This window comes from Amycolatopsis dongchuanensis (assembly GCF_039542405.1).
Taxonomy (GTDB): domain Bacteria; phylum Actinomycetota; class Actinomycetes; order Mycobacteriales; family Pseudonocardiaceae; genus Amycolatopsis_E; species Amycolatopsis_E sacchari.
On record NZ_BAABIB010000079.1, the window covers coordinates 1 to 23,834 of the forward strand.

At 74.3% G+C, this 23,834-nt stretch carries 22 protein-coding genes and 1 pseudogene; 15 read left to right on the forward strand and 8 right to left on the reverse strand.

The features are described from left to right. The 3 genes from ABFX51_RS21255 to ABFX51_RS21265 form a co-directional block, all read left to right on the forward strand. Positions 1-3,938, forward strand: a 3,938-nt coding sequence (locus ABFX51_RS21255; protein WP_346054702.1) for an AAA family ATPase, incomplete at its 5' end; no start/stop codon positions are given. A 9-nt stretch (positions 3,939-3,947) separates the two neighbouring features. Then, the gene (locus ABFX51_RS21260) at positions 3,948-4,871 is read left to right on the forward strand and encodes a patatin-like phospholipase family protein (protein WP_346054703.1); all 924 of its coding nucleotides are present in this window, start codon (positions 3,948-3,950) and stop codon (positions 4,869-4,871) included. 50 nt (positions 4,872-4,921) lie between these two features. Continuing rightward, positions 4,922-5,746 carry an endonuclease/exonuclease/phosphatase family protein gene (locus tag ABFX51_RS21265; protein ID WP_346054704.1) on the forward strand — a complete coding sequence of 275 codons (825 nt, stop codon included), beginning with the start codon at positions 4,922-4,924 and terminating at the stop codon, positions 5,744-5,746. Positions 5,747-5,750: 4 nt separating this feature from the next. On the opposite strand, the gene ABFX51_RS21270 is transcribed toward ABFX51_RS21265, so the two are convergent. Then, the gene (locus tag ABFX51_RS21270; RefSeq protein WP_346054705.1) at positions 5,751-6,350 is read right to left on the reverse strand and encodes a hypothetical protein; all 600 of its coding nucleotides are present in this window, start codon (positions 6,348-6,350) and stop codon (positions 5,751-5,753) included. Between the two features lie 72 nt (positions 6,351-6,422). On the opposite strand from ABFX51_RS21270, the gene ABFX51_RS21275 reads away from it, so the two are divergent. Further along, positions 6,423-7,199: an ANTAR domain-containing protein gene (locus tag ABFX51_RS21275; protein ID WP_346054706.1), complete on the forward strand. Its 777-nt coding sequence runs from the start codon at positions 6,423-6,425 to the stop codon at positions 7,197-7,199. A gap of 205 nt (positions 7,200-7,404) precedes the next feature. Further along, a complete protein-coding gene (locus ABFX51_RS21280; RefSeq protein ID WP_346054707.1) occupies positions 7,405-8,625 on the forward strand; it encodes a lytic transglycosylase domain-containing protein in 1,221 nt (406 codons plus the stop codon). 2 nt (positions 8,626-8,627) lie between these two features. Here the strand turns inward: ABFX51_RS21280 and ABFX51_RS21285 are convergent, their stop codons facing one another. Together ABFX51_RS21285 and ABFX51_RS21290 are read right to left on the reverse strand one after the other, a co-directional pair. Next, a complete protein-coding gene (locus tag ABFX51_RS21285) occupies positions 8,628-10,112 on the reverse strand; it encodes a CYTH and CHAD domain-containing protein (RefSeq protein WP_346054708.1) in 1,485 nt (494 codons plus the stop codon). Between the two features lie 37 nt (positions 10,113-10,149). After that, on the reverse strand, positions 10,150-10,650 hold the full coding sequence (locus ABFX51_RS21290; RefSeq protein ID WP_346054709.1) for a hypothetical protein: 501 nt from the start codon (positions 10,648-10,650) through the stop codon (positions 10,150-10,152). A gap of 96 nt (positions 10,651-10,746) precedes the next feature. Between ABFX51_RS21290 and ABFX51_RS21295 the strand changes: the two genes are divergently transcribed. The 4 genes from ABFX51_RS21295 (at position 10,747) to ABFX51_RS21310 (ending at position 13,862) form a co-directional block, all read left to right on the forward strand. Then, positions 10,747-11,169, forward strand: coding sequence for a DUF5709 domain-containing protein (locus ABFX51_RS21295; protein ID WP_346054710.1), 423 nt, complete (start codon positions 10,747-10,749; stop codon positions 11,167-11,169). Positions 11,170-11,254: 85 nt separating this feature from the next. Next, positions 11,255-11,638 (forward strand): STAS domain-containing protein, encoded by a 384-nt coding sequence (locus tag ABFX51_RS21300; RefSeq protein ID WP_091504310.1) that lies wholly within the window; start codon positions 11,255-11,257, stop codon positions 11,636-11,638. 84 nt (positions 11,639-11,722) lie between these two features. Further along, positions 11,723-12,112: an ATP-binding protein gene (locus ABFX51_RS21305; protein WP_346054711.1), complete on the forward strand. Its 390-nt coding sequence runs from the start codon at positions 11,723-11,725 to the stop codon at positions 12,110-12,112. Positions 12,113-12,197: 85 nt separating this feature from the next. Further along, positions 12,198-13,862, forward strand: coding sequence for a PP2C family protein-serine/threonine phosphatase (locus ABFX51_RS21310; RefSeq protein WP_346054712.1), 1,665 nt, complete (start codon positions 12,198-12,200; stop codon positions 13,860-13,862). Between the two features lie 8 nt (positions 13,863-13,870). Here ABFX51_RS21310 and ABFX51_RS21315 read toward each other — a convergent pair whose 3' ends face one another. From ABFX51_RS21315 to alr, 3 genes are read right to left on the reverse strand one after another with little or no spacing between them, the layout of a single operon-like run. Continuing rightward, positions 13,871-14,539: a hypothetical protein gene (locus ABFX51_RS21315; RefSeq protein WP_346054713.1), complete on the reverse strand. Its 669-nt coding sequence runs from the start codon at positions 14,537-14,539 to the stop codon at positions 13,871-13,873. Between the two features lie 49 nt (positions 14,540-14,588). After that, entirely contained in the window at positions 14,589-15,713 is a 1,125-nt protein-coding gene (locus ABFX51_RS21320; protein ID WP_346054714.1) for a D-alanine--D-alanine ligase family protein, read from the reverse strand. Then, a complete protein-coding gene (gene alr / locus ABFX51_RS21325; RefSeq protein ID WP_346054715.1) occupies positions 15,706-16,851 on the reverse strand; it encodes an alanine racemase in 1,146 nt (381 codons plus the stop codon). The genes ABFX51_RS21320 and alr overlap by 8 nt, the downstream gene beginning before the upstream one ends. 502 nt (positions 16,852-17,353) lie before the next feature. On the opposite strand from alr, the gene ABFX51_RS21330 reads away from it, so the two are divergent. After that, on the forward strand, positions 17,354-18,319 hold the full coding sequence (locus ABFX51_RS21330) for a magnesium transporter CorA family protein (protein WP_346054716.1): 966 nt from the start codon (positions 17,354-17,356) through the stop codon (positions 18,317-18,319). Here the strand turns inward: ABFX51_RS21330 and ABFX51_RS21335 are convergent. Continuing rightward, a complete protein-coding gene (locus ABFX51_RS21335) occupies positions 18,223-19,023 on the reverse strand; it encodes a CDP-alcohol phosphatidyltransferase family protein (RefSeq protein WP_346054717.1) in 801 nt (266 codons plus the stop codon). The two genes, ABFX51_RS21330 and ABFX51_RS21335, sit on opposite strands and share 97 nt — an antisense overlap. 25 nt (positions 19,024-19,048) lie before the next feature. On the opposite strand from ABFX51_RS21335, the gene ABFX51_RS21340 reads away from it, so the two are divergent. The 5 genes and pseudogenes from ABFX51_RS21340 to ABFX51_RS21360 form a co-directional block, all read left to right on the forward strand. Beyond that, positions 19,049-20,026, forward strand: coding sequence for a zinc-dependent alcohol dehydrogenase (locus tag ABFX51_RS21340; protein WP_346054718.1), 978 nt, complete (start codon positions 19,049-19,051; stop codon positions 20,024-20,026). A gap of 1 nt (position 20,027) precedes the next feature. Next, entirely contained in the window at positions 20,028-20,426 is a 399-nt protein-coding gene (locus ABFX51_RS21345) for a 6-pyruvoyl trahydropterin synthase family protein (protein ID WP_091503982.1), read from the forward strand. Further along, complete coding sequence (locus ABFX51_RS21350) at positions 20,423-21,451, forward strand: glycosyltransferase family 4 protein (protein WP_346054719.1); 1,029 nt, start codon at positions 20,423-20,425, stop codon at positions 21,449-21,451. The genes ABFX51_RS21345 and ABFX51_RS21350 overlap by 4 nt, the downstream gene beginning before the upstream one ends. Next, positions 21,448-22,248 (forward strand): methyltransferase domain-containing protein, encoded by an 801-nt coding sequence (locus ABFX51_RS21355; protein ID WP_346054720.1) that lies wholly within the window; start codon positions 21,448-21,450, stop codon positions 22,246-22,248. Before ABFX51_RS21350 ends, ABFX51_RS21355 begins: the two co-directional genes overlap by 4 nt. A 23-nt stretch (positions 22,249-22,271) precedes the next feature. Continuing rightward, positions 22,272-23,012: pseudogene (locus ABFX51_RS21360) on the forward strand (lysylphosphatidylglycerol synthase domain-containing protein); the annotation flags it as partial. A gap of 87 nt (positions 23,013-23,099) precedes the next feature. Here the strand turns inward: ABFX51_RS21360 and ABFX51_RS21365 are convergent. Continuing rightward, positions 23,100-23,795: a creatininase family protein gene (locus ABFX51_RS21365; protein ID WP_346054721.1), complete on the reverse strand. Its 696-nt coding sequence runs from the start codon at positions 23,793-23,795 to the stop codon at positions 23,100-23,102. Between the last annotated feature and the right edge of the window lie 39 nt (positions 23,796-23,834).

Here is a 23,834-nt window from a genome sequence, read left to right on the forward strand (position 1 = left end):
CGCAGCGCCGGTCGACCGAGGTGCTGGCCGACGCGCTGGGGCTGGCGGGCGCGGAGCGGGCCGGCTTCCTCGCCGCGGCGCGGGAAGGCAGGCGGCGCGGCACCGAGCGCGCGCCCGCGCCCGCCGCGGGCACCGTGCTGGGCACGCTGCCGCCCGCCGTCGCGGACCTCGTGGGCCGCACGGCCGAGCTGGACCGGCTCCGGGAAGCCGCGGACGCCGCGGCGGACACGCCCGGCGGCGTCGTGGTCTCCGTGGTCGGCCAGCCGGGCGTGGGCAAGACGGCATTGGTCCAGTCCGCCGCCCACACGCTGCGCGAGAGGTTCCCGCACGGCTTCCTGTCGCTCGACCTGCGTGGTATGGACGACCAGCCGGTGAGCCCGCGCGCCGCGCTGGACACCCTGCTGCGGGCGCTCGGCGTGCCCCCGGCGCGGATCCCCGCCACCGTCGAGGGGCAGTCCGCGCTGTACCGCTCGCTGCTGGCCGGGCGCCGGCTGCTCGTCGTGCTCGACAACGCCGCCGACGAGGCGCAGGTGCGGCCCCTCCTGCCGGGCACCGCGGGCTGCCTGACCCTGATCACGTGCCGCCGCGCGCTCGCCGGGCTGGAGTCGGCGCGGTGGCTGCGGCTGAGCCCGCTCGGCCCCGCGGACGCCTCGGCGCTCGTCGCGTCGATCATCGGCCCCGACCGCGTGGCCGCCGAACCCGGCGCCGCCGCGGAGCTGGTCGAGCTGTGCGGGCACCTGCCGCTCGCGGTGCGCATCGCGGGCAACCGGCTGGCGAGCAGGCCCGACTGGTCGCTGGCGTACCTCGTGACGCAGCTGCGTGACGAGCACACGCGGCTCGCCGCGCTCGCGGCGGGCGACCTGCGGGTGCGCCCGGCGTTCGAGATCTCGCACCGGCGGCTCTCGCCCGCGGCGCGGCTCGTGTTCCGCCGCGCCGCGGTGGTGCCCGGTCCCGACTTCGGTGCCGAGCTCGCGGCGGTGGCCACCGGGTTGCCCGAGGCGGAGGTCCAGGCGCACCTCGACGAGCTCGTCGACGCCAACATCCTGCTCGCCGCGCGGGTCGCCGGCCGGTACGCCTACCACGACCTCATCCGCCTCTACGCGGGCGAGCGGCTCGCCGCGGAGGAGGACCAGGCCGCCGCGGAGCAGGCACGGGCGCGGGTGTGGGACCACCTGCTCACGACAGCGGTCGAGGCGGGCAGGCTGTTCCTGCCGAACGCGCTCGCCCAGGGCGAGCCGGAACCCGCCGGCCGGTTCACGAGCCGGGCCGGGGCGGGCGCGTGGCTCGACGCGGAGGCGGGCAACTGGCTGGCCGCCCAGCGCGCGGCCGCGCGTGCCGGGCAGCACCGGCCGGTGCTCGACCTCGCCAAGGCGCTGCACTGGTTCTCCGACGGCCGCATGCAGCAGCTGCCGTGGGACGAGGTCGCCGAGCTCGGGCTCGCCGCCGCCCGCGCGCTGGGCAGCCGCGCCGAGGAGGCGGCGATGCTCAACTCGCTGGGCTGGGCGCGCTACTACTGCCTCGGCGACAACGAGGCCGGCCGCGAAGTGCTCGAACAGGCGCTCGCGCTGTCCACCGCGATCGGGGACCGGGCGCAGCAGACGTGGGCGCTGGCCTACCTCGGCGCGGTGCTGATGCGCCTCGGCCGCTCGGAGGAGGGGCTCGACCGCATCCGCCGCGCGGTGGCGATGTCCGGGGAGCTGGGGTTCTGGCTCGGGCAGGGCACGATCCGCAACGCGCTGGGCCAGATCCTGTGTGCCGTCGGCAGGCCGGACGAGGGGCTCGCGGTGCACCGGGCGGTGCTCGCGGACGCCGAGTTCTCCCGCGAGCAGGCCAATCCCGAGACCTACCGGATGCTGCGGTCGTTCACGCTGCTGCTGGTCGGGCGGGCGCTGGAGGCGCTGGAGGACTGGCCGCTGGCGGCGGAGACGCATCAGCGGGCCCGCGCGTTGTTCGCCACGGTCGCGCTGCCGTTGCTGGAGGCCGATTCCGCGCTGCACGAGGGCATGGCGTGGCGCCGGGCGGGACGCCAGCCCGCCGCGCTGGCACCGCTGCGGTTCGCGCTGTCGGTGTTCACCGGCGTCCCGAACCGCTGGGAACGCGCGCAGGCGCTGGCCGAGCTCGCCGCCGTGCTGGAGCACCAGGGCGACACCACCGGCGCCGCCAAGCACCGGCGGGAGGCGGTGGCGCTGTGCGAGGACCTCGGCACGCCGCAGGCGCGGCAGCTCGCGGAGCGGCTGGCCGACCCGAAACCGCGGCCCGCCCGGCTGTCCGACCGGTTGCAGGCCGCCCGCAACCAGGCCTTCACCGGCCGCGCCGAAGAGCTGGCGTTCCTGCGCACGGCGCGGCAGGCGGACCCGCCGCCGTTCTCCGTGCTGTGGCTGCACGGGCCGGGTGGCGTCGGCAAGACCACGCTGCTGCAGCGGTTCGTCGACGACGCGGTCGCCGACGGCGAGTCCTGCGTGCTGCTCGACGCGCGGATGTTCGAGCCGACCCCGCAGGCCTTCGCCGACGCGCTGGGTTCGGCGGAGTGGCCGGCCGGGGTGCGGCTGCTCGTGCTCGACACCGCCGAGCTGCTGGCCCCGCTCGAACCGTGGCTGCGGGAGTCGTTCCTGCTGACCGCACCCGAGGGGAGCCTGCTCGTGGTGGCGGGCCGGGACGAGCCGGGCGCGGACTGGCGGGCCGACGGCGGCTGGTGGCAGCGGCTGCGCACGATGCCGGTGCGGGACCTGCCGCCCGCCGAGGCCGCCGAGCTGCTGCGGCGCCGCGGCATCCCCGAGCACGAGATCCCGGCGGTGCTGCGGTTCACCTCCGGCCACCCGCTCGCGCTGGCCCTCGCCGCCGACGTGGCCGCGCACCGCACAGGCGACGAGCGGACGTGGGACATCGAGGAGTCGCCCGACGTCGTCGCCGTGCTGCTGCGGCGCCTGATGCGCGAGGTGCCCTCGGACCGGCACCGCGAGGCGCTGGAGGTGCTCGCACTTGCCCGGGTCACGACGGGCGACTTCCTGCGGCACTGCCTGTCCGAGCCGCCCCGCGACGTCGAGGCGCTGTTCGAATGGCTGCGCGGGCTGTCGTTCGTCGAGACCACCGCCGAGGGCCTGGTACCCCATCCCACCGCGCGGCAGGCGCTGCTCGCCGGCCTGCGCGACCGGCCGCACTACGAGCAGGTGTTCCGCCGGGTGCACCGCCACGTGGCCGAGCGCGTGCTCAGCCGCGTTGGGGACGGGCAGCGCAACGCGCTGGACTACCTGTACCTGAACCGGTACGGCGCCCTGCGCGAGTACTTCCTGTTCGAGGCCGTCCCGGACACGCGCGCCGTGCCGGCGGCGCCCGCCGACCGGGACGCCGTGCTCAAGCTCATCGACCACAACGAGGGCCCGCAGGCGGCCCGGCTGGCCGAGGCGTGGTGGCGGGCGCAGCCGGACGCCTTCACCGTGTTCCGGCGCCGGGGCGGCGGGATCGACGGGCTGCTCGTGCAGCCGCGGCTGGTGCCGGACGCGCTGCCGGTGCCCGACGACCCGGTGGCGCGGGCGGCGCTGGCGTGGGCGGAGCGGACCGCGCCGCTGCGGCCGGGGCAGCACCTGCTGCTGGGCCGCTGGATCATGGGCCAGGAAAGCTACCGGGAGCTGCGCGGCAGCGGCATGCTGCCGACCGCGTGCACGCTCACGCTGCGCTGGACCACCACGCCCGGGACCGCGCTGAGCTACACCAGCGTCGCGGAGGGCGCGTTCTGGGCGCCGGTGTTCGAGTTCATCGGGCACCGGCGGCTGCCCGAGATCACCGACGCCGACGGCCGCCGCTGCACGCCGTTCGTGTTCGACTGGCGCAAGACCCCGCCGCGTGAGTGGTTCGCCACGATGGAGGACCGCCAGCTGGCGAGCCAGGTTCCTCCCGGTTGGTCCACTTCGGACGCCGATGACCGGAACGTCACCGGCTAGGGTCGGACCGTGGGTGTTTCGGTGCTGGACGTGGTGCGGGCGCGGGCGGCGGAGGGGAGTGTGCCGGGCGCGCGGCGGGACCCCTACCGGCTCGGCCTGGCGATCGAAGGGGGCGGCAGCCGCGGCACGTACTCCAGCGGGATGGCCGTCGAACTGGAGCGGCGCGGGCTGACCGCGGTGTTCGACGACGTGTACGGCTCCTCGATGGGGGCGATCACCGGCGCGTGGCTGTTGTCGGGCAAGGCCGAGCACGGTGCCTCGTTCTGGTGGCACCCCGACGTGCTGCCCAACGTGATCCGGCCGCGGGCCGCGTTGCGCCGCAAACCGGTGGTGGACCTGGAGTTCCTGATGAACGAGGTGTACCAGCGGTGGGCCGGGCTGGACTTCGACGGCGTGCTGGCGAACCCGGTGCGGCTGCACCCCATCGGCACGGACGCCGACACCGGCGCCGCCGTCGACCTCGCGCCGGACCTGCGGGACGCCGAGACGCTGAAGCTCGCCCTGCGGGGTTCGGCCGGGCTGCCGCTGCTCGCGGGCCCGCTGGTGCGGCTGGGCGGGCGACGGCTCCTCGACGGCGGGCTCACCGAGCCGATCCCGTTCCACTCCGCGCTCCGCGACGGCTGCACGCACGTGCTCGTCCTGCGCACCCGCCGCGCCGACGAGCGCCCGCAGCAGCCGCCGCGCGTGGAGAACCTCGCGGTCACCGCGTTCCTGCGCCGGACGGCCCCGGCCACCCTGCCCGCCTGGCGCGGGCGGCCGGAGCGCCGCCGCACCGACGACGAGCAGCTGACGGGATCCGAGGCGCTCACGCAGGTGCTGGTGCCACCCGGCGCGCCGGACGTGTCACGGCTCGCCGTGGACCCGGCGTTGTTGCGCCGCGCGTTCGACCTCGGCGCCTCGGCGATGGCGACGGCGTTCGAAGCGGGGCGGTAGTTCGCCTGGTGTTCAGGCGCTCGTGTGCCGGCGCCAGTAGGTTGTGCGCCGTGCACACTTCGCTCTGCCGCGCCGCCGCCGTGGTTTCCGCCCTCAGCCTCGCCGTGCTCGGCGCCGCGCCCGCCGAAGCCGCGCCGCCGCCCTTGCGGGTCGCCACCTACAACATCCACGCCGGGGCGGGGGAGGACGGCGTGTTCGACCTGGACCGCACGGCCGCCGCGCTGCGGGACCTGCACGCCGACGTGATCGGCCTGGAGGAGGTCGACGTGCACTGGGGCGAGCGCAGCGAGTTCGCCGACGAGGCGCACGCACTCGCCGCGAAGCTGCGCATGCGGGTGTTCTTCGCGCCGATCTACGACCTCGACCCCGCCGCGCCCGGGCAGCCGCGGCGCCGGTTCGGCGTCGCGATCCTGAGCCGGTTTCCCGTGCTGGCCACGGAAAACCACGAGATCACGCGGCTGTCGACCCAGGACCCCGACCCGGTGCCCGCGCCGGCACCCGGCTTCGCGGAAGCGGTCGTCGCCGTCCGCGGCACGTTCGTCCACTTCTACGCCACGCACCTGGACTACCGGCCCGATCCGGCGGTGCGGGCCCGGCAGGTCGCCGACATGCTCGCCGTGCTCGGCCAGGACCGCGGCCCGAAGATCCTCGTCGGGGACTTCAACGCCGACGCGGCCGCGCCCGAACTCGGTCCACTGTGGACGAACCTGCGGGACGCCGCGGCCGGGGCGGGGGCGACCTATCCGGCGGCGGACCCGGCCAGCCGCATCGACCTGGTGACCGTCTCACCGGACGTGCGCGTGCTCGGTGCGCGCACGGTGGCGACGCTCGCCTCCGACCACCGGCCGGTCGTCGCGGACGTCGTCGTGCGCTGACGCGTCAGCCCCGCAACCCCAGCCGCGCCAGTTCCCACCCGGCCAGGCGCGCCAGCACCTCGGGGTCGCGGTCCCGCCAGCCCGACGTGACGTCGCCCGCCGCCGCCAGCCGCGGCAGGCCCTGCCCGGTCAGCGCCCGCAGCGCCAGCAGGTCCCGTCCCTCGTCGCCGAGCGCGCGCAGCCGCACGCCCGCGGTGGCCCGGCGCGCGAAGCGCCAGCGCAACGGCAGCCACGTGACCAGCAGGAACAGCACCGGCACGGAGATCAGCGCCGCGGCGAGCCAGAACGCGAGCTGCCCCACCGCGTCGATCTGCCACTGCCCGGGGTCGGCCAGCTTGGTCCCCGCGGCCGAGCCGCTGTGCAGCGCCCCCGCCAGCGCCCCGCCGACGAGCGGCACGTCGTCGGCGTGGTCTGCGGCGGAGTCGAAGGTGCGGGCCAGGCTCGACCCCGCGTCGACCAGCCCCGTGCCCGGTGCCTGGAGCCGGAGCACCTCGTCGTGCACGGTCAGCCCCAGCCACACCGCGAGGACGGTGAGCAGGACGGCGACGAGGTCGCTGACGGCCTGGGTGGTCCGGCGGACGGGGAGTTCGGCGTAGAGCTTCATCGGCGGCACCTTCCGGCGGGCTGCGGGGACGCGGGGAACCTACCGCCGGGCGGCCGGGCACGGTGGTGCAGTATGGGAGCGGTGACCAGCGAACAGGAATGGGTCGCGGACCGGGCCCGGTTCGCGACGGACGACGGGGACTGGGCCGGCCCGCTCGCCGAGCAGTTCGCCGAGGTCGGGCGCCTGCTGCTGGCGGGGAGCACGGTCGCCGAGGTGCTGGAGCGGGTGGTGACCGCGGCGAAGGCCGTCGTGCCCGACGCGGACTTCGTGAGCGTGACGCTGCGGGCGCCGTCGGGGATCTACACGACCCCGGTGCGCACCGACGCGCTCGCCGACGAGCTGGACCAGTTGCAGTACACCCACCGCGAAGGCCCGTGCGTCGAGGCGACGCGCACCCCCGGTGCCGGCCTGGTCGGGGTCGACGACCTGACCCAGGGCTCCCCGTGGCCGCGCTGGGGGCCGGCCGCCGCCAGGGCCGGGGTGCACAGCGTGTTCTCCGTCGGGCTGTTCCCCGCCGCCCCGCCGAGGCTGGGCGCGCTCAACTTCTACTCGCGGCGCCCGTACGGGCTGGCCGGGCTCGACCGGCAGCTGGCGATCGTCCTGGGCGGGTACGCGGCCACCGCGCTCGCCGCCACCGAAGCGGTCACACCCGCGCAGCTGGAAGCCGCGCAGCTGCGCGAGGCCTTGCAGAGCAGGGACGTCATCGGCCAGGCGAAGGGCATCCTCATGCAGCGGCAGGGGATCGGCGCGGAGGAGGCGTTCGACATCCTGCGCCGCACTTCACAGGATCTGAACATCAAGCTCGTCCAGGTGGCGACGCTCCTGGTGAACCGGCGCGGAGAACTGTAGCGCCCTACCAGAAAATCCGCGTCCTGTCAGGTTTGTTGTCCGGTTGTCCGGCACTTTCGTACGAAAGTTCAGCGGCGTCGCCGTAACGCGCGGACGAACGGAAATTGACGCGGTACAACCGGTTCCCTTGGGGCGGCGGGGTTTATATCATCGGCCGGGCCGGGTGACGGACACCGGCGACGAACCTATGCGGGGGAGCGGGAAAATGGGACGTGCGGAACGCCGGGACGCCGAGCGGCGGAGCGGCAGAGCGCAGGCGCCCAGGGCGAAGGCCGGTGCGCTCGCCGCGGCCTCCCTCGCGCTCGTGCCGTTCCTCGGGGGCGGCGGCGTTCCACTCGCGATCCAGTCCACTGTGGACGCTCCCGTGCTCGACGCGGACGGTCAGGTGCCGCAGCAGCCCGCGCTGAGCCCGGAGGTCCTGGCCGCGGCCGGTGACCCCGCGATGCTCGCGCAGCAGCTGCCGTCGTTCGCCGACGTGCCGCTGAGCACCCTCGACGCGCCGGTCGTGGGCGCGCTGGGCATCCCGGAGTCGGCCCTGCGCGCCTACCAGCGCGCGGAGCAGGAGCTGGCCAGGCTCGCGCCGGACTGCCACGTGAGCTGGTCGCTGCTGGCCGCCATCGGCCGCGTGGAGTCCAACCACGCGAGGGGCGGCCGCGTCGACGGCCGGGGCACCACCGTCAACCCGATACTGGGCCCGATCCTCAACGGGGTCGGCTTCGCGGCCGTCCCGGACACCGACGGCGGCGTGTACGACGGGGACACCCGGTGGGACAGGGCCGTCGGGCCCATGCAGTTCATCCCGGGCACGTGGCGGAACTACGCCTCCGACGGCAACGGTGACGGGGTCGCCGACCCGGGCAACCTGTACGACGCCGCGCTCGCGGCCGGGAAGTACCTGTGCGCCGGAGGCGGCGACCTGCGTGACCCGCAGCAGCGGGCGCAGGCGGTGTTCCAGTACAACCACTCGGACTCCTACGTCCGCACGGTGCTGCTGTGGGCCGACGCGTACGCCCGCGGCGCCAGTTCCGTCCCGGACGGGCAGCTGCCCGCCGGGCCGGTCGCGGGCTCCGCCGCGCTGCCCGGTCCCGTCGTGGAGGCCCCGCCGGCACCGGTGACCCCGCAGGCCCCGCCGTCCGCACCGGTGACCACGCCGCCGCCGCCGAGCACCCCGCCGGCGACGACGTCCAGCACCACGAGCACCACGTCGTCCTCGTCCTCTTCGAGGACCACCACGACCACGAGCTCGTCGAGCAGCACCACCACGACGACGACCACGACCACCACGAGCAGCAGTGGCGGCTCGACCACGCCGCCGCCGACCTGCCCGCCGCCGTCGTCCACTTCGGACAGTGCGACGTCGACCACCAGCACCACGCCGACGAGCACGACGGCACCGTCCACAACGAACACCCCGCCGCCCTGCTGAGGTCAGGGCGCGCCGAGGCCCTTCCAGAGCCGCGAGAACCGCTCGTGCAGCCGGTGCCCGCGGTCGAGTTCCCGTTGGTAGAGCACACCGAAGGTGAACGCGCCCTCGTCGTCGGCCAGGTCGCGCAGCGCCTCGCGCGCGACCACGGAGTCGTGGTGCTCGCCGAGCACCTTGGTGAGCGCTTTCACCTCGCGCTGCCAACGCTGTAAGCGCTTTCCGGCGACCGGCACGACGACCTCGGCCGCGTAGCGCGCCCGCTTCGCCTTCTTCCGCACCTCGTGCAGCCCCGCGTCGAGCTCGGGCCCGGGGGCCAGTTCGGTGAGCCGGGCGACGTGGTCGGCGAGCCTGCCGTGTGCGCGCTTCAGCGCCTGCTCCAGCGCGGCGCGCGCGGGTGCGTTCGCGCGCTCGGTCAGCGGCGGCTCGGCCAGCAGGCGGTCGAGCGACTCGAACAGCGCGGCGTAGCGCCCGCTGCGGAGTGCGGTGCGCACCCGCTCCCGCGCCTCCGTCGTCCGCTGCTCGAACCGGGACCGCAGGCGCGCGGGCGCGTTCGCGACCACCGCGGCGCCGGGCAGGCGCGTGAGCTGCCCGGAAAGGTGTTCGTACAGCACTTCGGTGTCCCGCGCGGGGGAGAGCTCCCCGGCCGCCCACTTCAGCTCGGCGGAGAGTGCACGGGTGGCGTCGCGATCGAGCACCCGCCGGAACACGGTGAGCGCGGACCGCGTGCGGCGGATGGCCACCCGGAGCTGGTGCACGGCGTCCCCGGCGTCCCGCCGGACCCGCTGGTCGTGCTCGCGGATCGCCGCGACCTGCGCACGCAGGTAGGCGAGCACCACCTCTCCCGCCGTGGCGCGGCGACCCGGTGCCGGTGGCTTGTCGGGCAGGCGGGGCGCGATCACGCGCCGGAGCTTCGACGGCCAGTACGCCGGGCGGGCCCCGGCGGCGATCAACGCGTGCGCGAGGGTGCCCAGCAGCTCGGGCGGCGCACCTGGGGCCAGCTCGACCTCCAGTTCACGCCAGCCGTCGAGGTGCAGGACGTCCCCGGCCAGCTCACCCGCCACCTGGTCGTCGGCGAGGGTGGCGAGCACGGTGCCGTCGGCGTCGACGAGGTCGTGGCTGTGCCGCACGGTTTTGAGGCGCACCACCGCGGACAGCTCCCCGTCGCCCAGCTGCGGCCGCACGAGTTCGGCGAGCTGCGCGGGCACGGCGGTGCCCTCGTCCAGCGGGAGGTGCAGCTCCTCGCGGGCCCCGTCCGGCCGCGGCAGCTTGAGGTGCCAGCCCTCGTCCGTGCCGCCGGTCCGGCGCCGCAACGTGATGCGGGCGCGGGTGAGCCGCAGATCAGGGGTGTCGAAGTAGGTGGCTTCGAGGGTCGTCTCGACGGGGTCGCGCTGGTCCGCGACCGGCCCGGTCCCGGCCAGCCGGGGTACCGGCTGGTCCGGGTCGAGGTCGAACTTGCGCTCCCGTTCCACCACGCTCACCGGTGCCGTCATGGTCCCGGCTTCCCGGCGCGCACGGTGCGGAAACTCCTTACGCCCGTGATCCCTTGACGGTGTTGATGTACTCGTTCGACCCGCCGATGTAGGAGAAGACCAGCCCCACGGCGGCGGCGAGCACGCTGAGGTACCCGACGATGGTGCCGTGGCCCGCGGTCAGCGAGATCACCTGCAGCACCGTGAACACGGTCAGCGTGATGCGGGCCCAGTTGCGGCCGGCGCGGAGCTTGAACGCGAGCCACAGGTAGATCAGGGCGATCACGATCGCGATGACGACGAACGCGGTGACGGTGATCTGGGCGGTGGTGGAGATCTGGTCCTCCGTCAGCCGCGCCGTGTTGTTGCGCCGCAGCTGGTCGGCGACCTCGTCCTTGCTGCCGAGCAGCAGCAGCGCGGACACGAGGCTGATCACCGTGGAGAGGAGGAACGCCCAGAACGCGATGTTGATCGACGACGGCGGCTGGGGCCTGGCGGGCGGAGCGGTGCTCTCCCCACCGGAGGGATAGGCCTCGTAAGGGCCCGGTGACTCGGTCATGCCGGGAAACTTAGAGTACCGCCAGGGGGACCGCAGTCCCTTTCCGCCGCCGGCCGGAATCGTTATGTTCGGCCTGAGCTACCACGAGGAGCACCGATGGCCGACTGGCCCGATGACAACGATGACGACGTCTTCGAGCAACTCGACGGCGACGACACACTGGAAAGCGGACGCCCCGCCGACCCGCTCGACGAGGGCTACACCGTGGCCGAGCGGCCGTGGGCGGCGCGCGACTGGGGCACGACGCCGCGCGAGGAGGAGACCGGCGAGGGGCTGGACCGGCGGCTGGCCCGCGAACTGCCCGAGAACGCCGACTACGACGGCGACGATCTGGGCGACGCGGGGGACACCGACGGCGAACTGCTCGACGACGAGGTCGGCACCTCGCGGGCCGGGCGGCTGCTGGCGTCCGACGGCGGCGACACCGAGCTGTGGGCCACCGACGTGGGCGTCGACGGTGCCGGGGCCTCAGCGGAAGAAGCCGCCGTGCACCTGGTGGACGAACGCGAAACCTCCTGACCGCGCCCCGTCCACCGTGGACGGTGCGCGGCCGGTCCGCAGGACGGGATGGCCTCCGGGGGCGCCGCCGGGCATGATGTGGCGCATGGCCAGCGATCCGGTGTTCTCCGGCGAGTCCCAGCGGGACGACGACGGCGCGGACGGCGTGGTGACCCTCGAGCGGGAGGGCGACGCCGTCGTGCTGCGGGTCACCGGTGAGCTCGACCTCGCCACCGCCCCGAAGGTCCAGCAGAAGACCGACGCGGCGCTCCGCGAGCGGCCACCGGTGCTCGTGATCGACCTGACCGCGGTCACCTTCCTGGCCTCGGCCGGGATGGCGGTGCTGGTGGCCGCCCACCGGCAGGCGGCTCCCGGCACGGCGGTCCGCGTCGTCGCCGCCAGCCGCGTCACGTTGCGGCCGCTGCAGCTGACGAAGCTCACCGCAGAGCTGGCCGTGTTCCCGACCACGGAGCAGGCGCTGGCGGGCTGACCGCCGGCGCCGCGGCGAAAGGGGACGAGGCCCATCGACTCCGGAAGGCACCGGGCGTCCTCCGCGGCCCCGGAGCTGCGCGCCGTGTTGCCGGCGCTCGCGGAGAACGCGAGCGCGCTCCGCCGCGCCCTCGACGACTGGGCGCGGGCCGTGCGGCTGCCGCCGGAGCTGGTCGAGGCGGTGAGCCTCGCGGTGTACGAGGCGATGGCCAACGCCGTCGAGCACGCCTACCGCGGGCGCGAACCGGGGGCGCTGCGGGTGCACGCGGTGATCACCGGCCCGGCGGGGGACGCGGGGACCCTCGTGGTGCGGATCGAGGACGACGGCGAGTGGCTGCGGCCGGGCTCGGCGGACGGGCTGCGGGGCCGTGGCATCCCCTTGATGGAGGCGCTGGCGGGGGCAGTGGAAATCGCCACCACCCCGGACGGTACGACCGTGACCCTTTCCTGGCCCGTCGACGGTTTCGTGGGGTAGGGGGACGCGTTCCGGTACCGGTGGTGACCCCGCGTGGGGCAGGGCCACCGATTAGGCTGAGGGCGCCGGAGGAAGGAGTCGTCAGGTGGCCGACCACCTCGCGTCGTTGGGGCTGTCGGCCGCACTGCGGCTCGCCGCCGCGCTCCGGCGGCTCGACCCCGCCGCGCTCCGGCGGCTCGACCCTGCCGCCGCAAGGCCCGCGGCCGCCGTCGCGGCCACGCTGCGGGACGGTTTCGGCGACGGCGTGACCGGCGTGCGGGTGTTCGTGGGCGACCGGTGCGAAGGTTTCGCGGGCTCGGCGGAGGGACCTGTCGCCGATGAGTTCTCCGGTGCACTGCGCGACGGGCAGCGCTTCCGCGTCGAACTGCTGGCGCCGCGCCCGGCGCCCGGATCCGCGCGGGCGGAGTTCCCGCTGCTCGCCGAGGCCGTCCGCGGCGTGCTGGACGGGGACGACAACGCGACGCTCGGGGACGCCGCCGCGGCCCGCGTCGCCGAACTCGAGACGACGGTGCGCCGGCTGCGCAACGAGGCGGCGGTCGTGGACTCCCTGCACACGGTCGGCCGCAGGCTCACCGCCCAGCTGGAGGTGGACGCGCTGGTGCAGGACGCCACGGACGCGGCGACCACGGCCACCGGCGCCGCCTTCGGGGCGTTCTTCTACAACCTGATCGACGAGTACGGCGAGTCCTACACCCTGTACACGCTTTCCGGCGCGCCCCGCGAGGCCTTCGCGAACTTCCCGATGCCGCGCAACACCAAGGTGTTCGGCCCGACCTTCGACGGGGTCGGCACGGTCCGCAGCGACGACATCACCCGGGATCCGCGCTACGGCCACAACGAGCCCTACCACGGGATGCCGGAGGGGCACCTGCCCGTGCGCAGCTACCTCGCCGTGCCCGTGATCGCCCCGTCGACGGGGGAGGTGCTGGGCGGGTTGTTCTTCGGGCACGACCAGCCGGGCCGGTTCGACGAGCGCGGCGAGTACCTGGCGGAGGGCATCGCGGGCTACACCGCCATCGCGCTGGAGAACGCCCGGTTCTTCGCCAGGGAGCGCACCATGGCGAGCGAGCTGGCGCGCAGCATGCTGCCCGTGCTGCCGGAACCGGCGGGACTGCGGATCGTGTCGCGGTACCAGCCGGCCGCGACGGGCTCGAAGGTCGGCGGCGACTGGTTCGACGTGATCGAGCTCGGCGGGCACCGCACCGCGTTCGTCATCGGCGACGTCGTGGGCCGGGGCGTGACCGCCGCGGCGATCATGGGCCAGGTCCGCACGGCGATCCGGTCCTGCGCACTGCTCGACCTCACGCCCTCGGAGGTCCTGCGCACCGTGTCACAGCTGGTCGGGACCACGCCCGGCGCGTCGTTCGTGACGTGCTTCTACGCCGTGCTCGACCCGGGGGCGGGCACGCTCACCTTCGCCAACGCCGGGCACCTGCCCGCCGTGCTGCTGCACCCGGACGGGGCCGTCGAGCAGCTGGGCGAGGCGCTCGCGATGCCGCTGGGCGTCGGCGCGGACTTCCCGCAGCTGAAGTGCGCTTTCCCGCGGGACACGCGGCTGGTGCTCTACACCGACGGGCTCATCGAAAGCCACACGCGGGACCTCACCGAGGGGATCGAGGTCCTGCTGGGCAAGCTCGGCAACCTGGCCGTGAGCGCCGACGTCGAGGCGGCCTGCGACGAGGTGATCGAGAGCCTCACCGGCGGCCGCCACGACGACGACGTGGCGCTGCTGTACGTGCACTACGAATAGCGGCGCGCTCAGGGGGCGGCGGCGACCTTCTCCAGCCGGGCCTTGGCGTCGGCCAGTGGCTGCACGGGGGTGCCGTCGGCGGGCGGCTCGGTCGTCCCGGTTTCGGCCTCGGCCTTGGTTTCGGTCTTGGTTTCGGCAGGCTCGGCCTCCGGCTGCCGCGGCTTCGGCGCGGTCTCCTCCAGCCGGTCGGTCACGCGGTCGACGGTCTCGCCGATCTTGAGCAGCTGCGCCATCAGGTCCTTGCGGGTCTCGCGCAGGCGCGTGACCTCCTCCTCGGCCCGCTGGATCATCCGGCGGGACTCGTCGGCCGCGGCCTTGGCCGCCTGCTCGCGGAAGCGGCGGGCCTGGTCGGCCTCGTGCTCGACCGCGGCGCGGATCCTCGCGGCGTCGAGCTCGGCCTGCTCCCGCAGCTCCTCCGCCTCCGATTCGGCCAGCGCGATGATGCGCTCGACCCTGGCGCCGATGGTGCCGGAGCCCGCGTGCTCGATCGGCACGCCGGGGTCGGCGCCCAGCTCGGCCAGCCGCTGCTCGGCTTCCCGCAGCGCGGCCGCCTGGCGCTCGAAGCGGACCCGCACGGCCCGGACCCACTCGTCGACGTCCTGCCGCCGGTAGCCGCGGAAGGAGCCGGGGAACTCGGGCCGGAGGTCGAACTCGTCCGAAGCGGTGGTTTCAGCCATGCCCCGATCCTCAGCCGAGGACCGGCGCCCTGCAATCCGGTGCCGCCGGTTACCGCCCGTTCGATGGAAAACGCGCGTTCCGGTTTGCGGGACCCAGCGTCGCGGTGTCCACTGCGGACTCCTCGTGGTACCACAGCGCGGCGTCGACCAGCGCGTCGATCAGCCGCGGGTAGCTCAGCCCGGTCGCGTCCCACATCGCCGGGTACTGGGAGTGGCTGGTGAACCCGGGGAAGGTGTTGACCTCGTTGACGACGAGGCCGCCGTCCTCCCCGACGAAGAAGTCCACGCGCAGCAGGCCACGGCAGTCGAGCGCGCGGAAGGCCCGCAGCGCCTGCTCGCCCATCGCGGCCTCGATCGCCGGGTCGATCGACGCCGGCACGTCCAGCACCGTGGAGGCGTCCGCGTATTTGGCCTGGTAGTCGAAGAAGACCTCGCCGGTGAGGATCTCCAGCGGCGGGCTGACCCGCAGGCCGCCACCCGGCACCTCCAGCACGCCGATGTCGACCTCGCGGCCGGGGACCGCGGCCTCGACGAGCACCTTGCCGTCGCTGAGCCGGGCGGTCGCGAGCGCGGCGGGCAGCTCGTCCCAGGACGCGACCTTGGAGACACCGAGGCTGGAACCGGCGCGGGCGGGTTTGACGAACACGGGCAGGCCGAGCCGTTCGCGGTCGGCCTCGCTCAGCTCGTCGCCGGGCCGCAGCACCGCACCCGGCGCGACGGTGAGGCCCGCGCCGGTGAGCACCTTCTTGGTGAACTCCTTGTCCATGCCCAGCGCGCTCGCGAGCACCCCGTTGCCCAGGTAGGGCAGGCCGGCGAGGCTCAGCAGCGACTGGACGGTGCCGTCCTCGCCGTAGGGGCCGTGCAGAGCGGGGAAGACCAGGTCGGCGGCCGACATCGCGGTGAGCGCGGCGGCGATGCTCGCCGCGGGGGTGGCGGTGGTGTCCTCCGGGAACGTGGTGCGCAGCCAGTCGAGTGCGTCCTCCGAACCCCGGCCGGCGAGCGCGGGCTCGTCCTGCCCGACCGTCCAGCGGCCACTGGGCTGGATCTTGACCGGCAGCACGTCGTAACGCCCGCGGTCCAGGTTGACGAAGATGCTCGCGGCGGACTGGCACGAGATCTCGTGCTCGCCGCTGCGCCCGCCGAACAACACGGCGAGGGTGATCCGGTCAGCCACTGCGCAACTCCTCGGTCGATGTCGCCGGCACCGGCAGGCCGACGTGCCGGCGCGGCACCCGGGCGCCGATCCCGGTGAAGATCTCGTGGGGGATCGTGCCGGCCCACTCCGCCCACTCCGTCACGGTCGGCTCGCCCTGCCCGCCAGGCCCGAACACCAGGACCTCGTCGCCGGGACGCGGGCTGAACTCGCCGAAGTCGACGACGAACTGGTCCATCGCGATCCGCCCTGCGACGGGAAAGCGCCTTCCACGGCACCACACCTGGGCCCGTGGCCCGGCCGAGCGGGGCACGCCGTCGGCGAACCCGAGCGGGACGAGGCCGAGCGTACTGGGGCAGGACGTGCGGTAGTCGTGCTCGTAGGACACACCGCTCCCGGCGGGCACCTGTTTCACCAGCACGAGCCGCGCCCGCAGGGTCATGGCGGGACGCAGCCCGTAGGTGCGGTTGACGTCGGGCTCGATGCCGTACAGGCCGATACCGGGCCGGACGAGGTCGTAGTGCGTCTCCGGCGCGCCGAGCGCGGCGACCGAATTGGCCAGGTGCCGCACGCTGGGCCGCAGCCCGGCGCCGGTGGCGACGGCGAGCGCGTCCCGGAACCGCGCGACCTGGGCGGACAGCCCGGGCGCGGTCGAGTCCTCGCCGTGGATGAGGTGCGACCAGACGCCGCGGACGCGGACGCGGCCCTGCCGTTCGAGCTCGGCGGCCCGGCGGACGAGGGCGGGCCAGTCCTCGGCGACGGCGCCGTTGCGGTGCAGCCCGGTGTCCGCCTTGAGGTGCAGGGTCGGGACGAGGCCGTCGGCGAGCACGGCGTGGAGGTGCTCGAGCGAGGACACCGACAGGTCTACCTGGGCGGCGATGGCCTCACGCAGGCCCGCGTCGTGGGCGTGCAGCCAGCTCAGCAGCGGCGCGTCGACGCCGGCCGCGCGCAACTGGAGGGCTTCCTCGCAGGTGGCCACGCCCAGCCAGGTCGCTCCGGCGGTCAGCGCGGCACGGGCGGTGGCGAGCGCGCCGTGGCCGAACCCGTCGGCCTTGACGACCGCCATCACCTCGGCGTTCGTGGTGGCGGCGAAGACACGCGTGTTGTGCGCGATGGCGCCGAGGTCCACGGTGGCCTCGGTCATGACGTCGCCTCGCACTCGGGTGAGGGTGGCCCCGGGGCAGGGGAGCGGCAAGGAAAACCCGGCGATCTTGCCTGTCCGGGACACGTGGCGAAGCGAACGGGCACCCTTGCCGCCAGGTGCTGTCCCCCGCGCGGGCGAGCGCGGGAGTTGCCCGGCCCGCCGCGCTGGCGGCCGCCCTCCTGACTGCGCCCCGCGCGGGCGAGTGACGAGGTTGCCCGGCCCGCGCCGCCGTAGTTGATCACCAATGGGCGCCTGGATCGGGGGAGAGCGTGACCGCGAGTCGCTCCGCTCGTGAGCGCGGGCGGCGCGGTGGCCGCTCGCTGTTGGTCCGCATCGCGCTGCGCGGCCACCTGCGGAGGTGCTCGCCGCGCCGCCGCGGGTCACGCTGACGGTCACCCCGCCGCGCCACTCGCCGGTCGCATCGGGGGCCGCCCTCTCCGGGCGCGCGCCGGTCCGTACCTCGAGCACCCCGCGCCGTGAAGCACGAGGTCGTGCCTGCGGCCTTACGCTGGCGTCCATGACCCGCACGCGCGCGTACCGCAACGGGGTCCTCGAAGCCGAGGACTTCCCGCCGGAGGAGCTTTCGACGTACCTGCGGGACACGGGCGTGACCGTCTGGCTGGACCTGTGCGCGCCCGGCGAGGCCGACCTCGCGGTGGTGAGCGAGGAGCTGGGCCTGCACCGCCTGGCCGTGGAGGACGCGGTGTCCGAGCACCAGCGGTCCAAACTGGACCGTTACGACACGCACTCGTTCCTCACCGTGTGGGGCGTGCGGCTCGAGAACGGGGTGCTGGCGGCCGACGAGGTGGACGCGTTCATCACCGAGCGCGCGCTCGTGACGGTCCGCAAGTCCGAGGACTTCGACATCGAGGCCGTCGTGGCCCGCTGGGACTCGGCGGCGGAGCTCGCGAAGAGCGGGGTCGGGTTCCTCGTGCACGGCCTGCTCGACTACGTCGTCGACGGCTACTTCGAGGCCGTGCAGTCGCTCGACGACCAGATCGAGGGGCTGGAGGACTCGGTCTTCGCCGACAAGGTCGACCACCGGGACATGCAGCGCCGGTCGCTGCACCTGCGCAAGAGCCTGGTCAAGCTGCGGCGGGTGGTGCTGCCGATGCGGGAGGTGGTGAACTCCCTGATGCGGCGGGACGTCGGGCTCGCGGACGAGACGATGACCCCGTACTTCCAGGACGTCTACGACCACGTGCTCCGCGCGTCGGAGTGGACCGAGTCGCTGCGGGACCTCGTCACCACCATCCGCGAGACCCAGCTGGCGATCCAGGGCAACCGGCTCAACATCATCATGAAGAAGCTGACGGGCTGGGCCGCGATCATCGCCGTGCCGACCGCGATCACCGGCTTCTACGGGCAGAACGTGCCCTACCCCGGCTACGACCAGTGGTGGGGCTTCATCGTGTCCACGGCGGCGATCGTGGTGATCGCCGGTGCGTTGTACGTGCTGTTCAAACGCCGCGACTGGCTTTGAGCCCGCCACAGCCAGTGCACGTCGCGCCCGAACGACCAGGTCAGCAGCGCGAGCGCGGCCGCGACCACGGCCGTCCCGGCGAGCGTGGGCAGCACGCCGGAGCACACGACGACGAGCAGGATCCCCTGCAGCGCCGCGACGGTCTTGCGGGCGCGGCTCGGCGGCAGGGCCGCCCGCAGCCACGGCAGCACCCACGCGGCCGCGACGAAGCCGTAGCGCATCGCGCCGATCACCAGCACCCACGCGCCGTGCGTGAACGCGGCCTGCACGCTCAGCACGAGGATCAGGAACGCGTCGACCTCCATGTCGAACCGGGCGCCGAGCGCGGAGACCGTGTTGGTGCGCCGGGCGACCTGGCCGTCCACGGCGTCGAGCAGCAACGCGACCGAAGCGAGCGCGGTGAACACCGCCACCGGCTGCGCGCCGCCGAGGCGGTCGGCTACCAGCGCCGTCACCCCGCCGACGAGCACCGCGCGGGCGAGGGTGACCAGGTCGGCCGGCCCGAGCGCGGTGACGCGGGCGCGGCGCTGCGCGGACGTGAGCAGCGCCGGCAGGACGACCGCGAACGCGGCACCGGTGAGCCAGCCCGCCGGGCCCAGCCCGACGGCCGCGGCGAGCCCGGCGAGCAGCAGCAGCTGCGCCCCCGCCGCCGCGGTCTGCTCGGATGCCGCGACGGCCGTGCTGTACTGAGCCCGAGTGATCATCGTGCCCCTTCCTGGGAGGTCTTCCATGACACGAAGCGCACGGGCGTTCTGGTTCAACCCGCCGGGACGCGGGGAGATCCGGACCGCCCAGGTGGGCGAGCCGGGCCCCGGTGAGGTGCTGGTGCGCACGCGCTACACGGGCGTGAGCCGCGGGACCGAGTCGCTGGTGCTGCGGGGCGGGGTGCCGGAGAACCAGTACGAGGTGATGCGCGCGCCGTTCCAGGAGGGCGAGTTCCCCGGCCCGGTGAAGTACGGCTACCTCAACGTCGGCGTGGTCGAGGCGGGGGAGCCGGAGCTGCTGGGGCGCACGGTGTTCTGCCTGTACCCGCACCAGACGCACTACGTCGTCCCCGCCGCCTCGGTCACCGTCGTGCCCGACACCGTGCCGCCGGAACGCGCGATCCTCGCGGGCACGGTGGAGACGGCGGTGAACGCGTTGTGGGACGCCGCCCCGCTCGTCGGCGACCGCATCGCGGTGGTGGGCGCGGGCATGGTCGGGTCGAGCGTGGCCGGGATCCTGGCGCGGTTTCCCGGGGTGCGGCTGCAGCTCGTGGACCCCGATCCGGCGCGGGCGGAGATCGCCGAAGCCTTCGGCATCCCCTTTGTCCGGCCCGAGGACGCGGCGGGGGAGTGCGATCTCGTGGTGCACGCCAGCGCCACCGAGGCGGGGCTCGTCCGGTCGCTGGAGCTGCTCGCGCCGGAAGGGGAGGTGATCGAACTCAGCTGGTACGGCGACCGGCGGGTCAGCGTGCCGCTGGGGGAGTTCTTCCACTCGCGGCGGCTGGCGGTGCGGGCCAGCCAGGTCGGGGCGGTGTCCCCGGCGCGCCGGTCCCGGCGGAGGTTCGGCGACCGGCTGGCGCTCGCGCTCGACCTGCTCGCCGAGCCCGCCTTCGACGTGCTGATCACCGGGGAAAGCGGTTTCGACGAGCTGCCCTCGGTGCTGCCGCGGCTCGCCGACGGTGAGCTTCCCGCGCTGTGCCACCGGATTCGCTACGGTTCGTGAAATGTTCGCCATCACCGTCCGCGACCACGTCATGGTCGCCCACAGCTTCCGCGGCGAGGTCTTCGGCCCCGCGCAGCGCCTGCACGGCGCCACGTTCGTCGTGGACGCGACCTTCCGCCGCGCCGAACTGGACCAGGACAACATCGTCGTCGACATCGGACTCGCCACCACCGAGCTGAAGGCGGTGCTCGCCGACCTCAACTACCGCAACCTCGACGACGAACCGGACTTCCGCGGGATCAACACCTCCACCGAGTTCCTGGCGAAGGTGATCGCGGACCGGCTGGCCGAGCGGGTGCACGCCGGGGCGCTGGGGGAGGGCGCCCGCGGGCTGTCCGGGATCGCGGTGACACTGCACGAATCCCACGTGGCCTGGGCGAGTTACGAGCGGACGCTGTGACCGCCGTGCACGTCGTGCTGCCCGGTGACGTCGACGACGCGACGGTGCCCAGCGGCGGCAACCGGTACGACCGGCGCCTCTGCGAGGGCCTGCCCGGCGTGCACGAGACAGCGCTTCCCGGTTCGTGGCCGAGGCCCGCGTCCACCGCGGGCCTCGCCGCCACCCTCGCCGCGGTGCCCGACGGCGGGGTCGTGCTGCTGGATGGCATCGTCGCATGTGGACTGCCGGAAGTCGTGGTACCGCAAGCACAACGGCTCCGGCTCGCGGTGCTCGTGCACCTGCCGCTCGCCGAGGAGACCGGGCTGGAGCCCGGCGTCGCGGCGGACTTGGACAGGCGCGAGCGCGAGACGCTGCACGCGGTCGCGGCCGTGGTCGTGACGAGCCGGTGGACGGCGCGGCACCTCACGGAGAAACACGGCCTGTCGCCGGAAAAGGTTCACGTCGTCGAGCCGGGCGTGGACCCGGCGCCGCTCGCGCGGGGCACCGACGGCGTCTCACAGTTGCTGTGCGTCGCGTCGGTGACACCTCGCAAGGGACAGGACCTGCTGGTGGAGGCGCTGGCGAGCGTCGAAGGCAGCTGGCGGTGCGTGTTCGCCGGACCGTTCCGGCGCGATCCGGTGTACGTGGCGCGGGTGCGGGAGCTGATCGCGGCACACGGGCTCGGCGAACAGTGCGTCTTCGCCGGGCCCCTGACCGGGCAGGCGCTTGAGGATGCCTACGACGCGGCGGATCTCGTCGTGCTGCCTTCGCGCGCGGAAACCTACGGCATGGTCGTGACCGAAGCGCTCGCCCGGGGCGTGCCCGTGCTCGCGACCGACGTCGCGGGTATCGCGGAAACCCTGGCGGGAGCGGGAATCGTGGTACCGCCGGGTGACGCCGGGGCGCTCGCGGACGGCCTCCGAACGTGGTTCGGTGACGCGGGGAAGCGCCAGTCGCTTCGCGACGCCGCCCGCGTCCGCCGTGGCATGCTGGCGCCGTGGACCGAGACCTCGCGCCGCATGGCGGCGGTGCTGGCCCGGCTGTGACGCCGGGTTTCAGCCCGGACTGGCTGGCACTGCGGGAAAAGGCGGACGCGGCGGCGCGGGCGGCCGAACTCGTCGAACCCCTGCTGGCGGTGCTGCCGCCGGGCCCGCTGGTGATCCACGACCTCGGCTGCGGCACGGGGTCGATGGCACGCTGGCTCGCCCCGCTGCTGCCGCGCGCGCAGCGGTGGGTGCTGCACGACCGCGATCCCGTGCTGCTCGCGCACGCGGCGAAGAGCGTCCCGGTGCCGGTGGAAACGCGCGCCGGTGACCTCACCCGGCTCCGCGCGGCGGATCTGGCGGGCGCCTCTCTCGTCACCGCGTCGGCGCTGCTGGACCTGCTCACGGCCGACGAGGTGGAGGCGCTCGCGGACGCCTGCACGGGCGCGGGCTGCCCGGCGTTGCTGACGTTGTCGGTGGCCGGTGAGGTCGAGCTGAGCCCCGCCGAGCCGCTGGACCTGCGCTTCGCCGCCGCCTTCGACGACCACCAGCGGCGGACGGTGGACGGCAGGACGCTGCTCGGGCCCGACGCGGTGCGGGTCGCGACCGAGGCGTTCGTGCGCCGTGGCGCGGTCGTGCACAGCAGGCGCAGCCCGTGGCGGCTCGGCCCCGGTGAACTTTTCCGCGAGTGGCTCCGTGGATGGGTTGAAGCGGCGTGCGAACAGCAGCCCCAGCTGCGACCGTACGCCGCGGGATACCTGAGTCGCCGGCTCGGCAGCGAGGCCGTGGTCGGCCACGTCGACCTGCTCGCGATCGGTGGTGCGCCTTGTTCCCCAGACTCTGGCCCTGGCTCCGGCTGATACTGGCCGCCGGCATCCTCGGGGTGCTGGCCTGGCGGCTGGGCACGGCCGCCTTCCTCGACGGGATCAGGGCCGTCGACGGCACCGCCGTCCTCACCGCGCTGGGACTGGGCGTGCTGACGACGGTGTGCAGCGCGGCGCGGTGGTGCCTCGTCTCGCGCCGCCTCGGGCTGCCGTTGGGTTTGGGCACGGCCGTGTCGGACTACTACCGCGCCCTGCTGCTCAACGCGGTGCTGCCTGCCGGGGTGCTGGGCGACGTGCACCGTGCGGTGAGCCACGGCCAGGCGACCGGGCAGGTCGGGCGCGGGGTGCGGGCGGTGTTCCTGGAACGGTTCGCCGGGCAGGCGGTGCTCCTCGTCGCGGCCCTGGCGGTGCTCCCGGCGGTACCGGGCGGGCTCGTGTCGGTCCAGGCATTGGGGTTCGCGGGGGCCGCGGTCGCGGTGCTGGTCGCGGCACTGGTGTGCTGGGTCCGGTTCGGGCGCGGTACCTCCCGCGTCCGCAAGGCCGTGGCCGACACGCTGACCGACGCGCGGGCGGCGTTGCGCGGACCCGGAGTGGCGTTGCTGTCGGCGGTGACGCTCGCCGGCCACGTCACGATGTACCTCGTCGCTGCGCGGGCGGCGGGGGTAACCGCGCCCGTCGCCCAGCTCGTGCCGCTGGTCGTGCTGGCGCTCCTGGTGATGGCTGTTCCGGTGAACATCGGCGGGTATGGACCGCGGGAAGCGTTTTCCGCGGTCGCCTTCGGCGCGGCCGGTGTCGGCGCGGCGGCGGGGGTGACGACCGCCGTGGTCTACGGCGTGCTCACCCTCGTCGCCGCGTTGCCGGGCGTGGTCGTGTTGTTCACCCGCAGGTCAGGCGAACAGCGCCAGGTGGTCGCCGAAGGCGTCGGCGAGCGCCGCGAGCGCGTCCCGGCCCTTCTCCGCGGACGCCAGGGACGGGTAGCCGATCACCCCGGACCGCGTGTACGCCGCGACGCCGAGCGTCAGCAGGTGGCGGCGGTCGGGGGCCGGTGAGTCGGCCGTCTCGAAGCCGGGGCGGACGGCCTCGGGGAAGGCGTGCAGCAGGATCGACGTCTCCAGCTCCCCGGCGTGCATGTCGGTGTCCGCGGTGGTGCTCAGCCCGGCCGCGGCCCGCGCCGCCTCCCACTCCGGCAGCCCGGGGAACAGGCCGAGCCTGCCGCGGCTTTCCTGCACCACGTTCGCGAGCACGTAGTTGCCGCCGTGCCCGTTGACCAGCACCAGGTGCGGAACCCCGCTGTCCCGCAAGGAATCGGCGATGTCGGTGACCACCGCGTACAGCGTTTTCGCCGAGATGCTCACGGTCCCCGGCCAGGCCGCGTGCTCGTGGGAGCAGGAGATCGTGAGGGGCGGCAACAACCGCACGGGGTGTGCCGCGGCGATTTCCGCGGCCAGCGCGCACGCGATCAGCGTGTCCGTGGCCAACGGCAGGAAGTCGCCGTGCTGTTCGAAACTCCCCACCGGCAGCACGGCCACCCCGCTCGCCCGGTCGCGGAACTCCGCGCTCGTCGTGAACGGCAACAGGTCCATCAGTCGTGTATACCGGGAAAAGCTGCCCGGACACAGGGA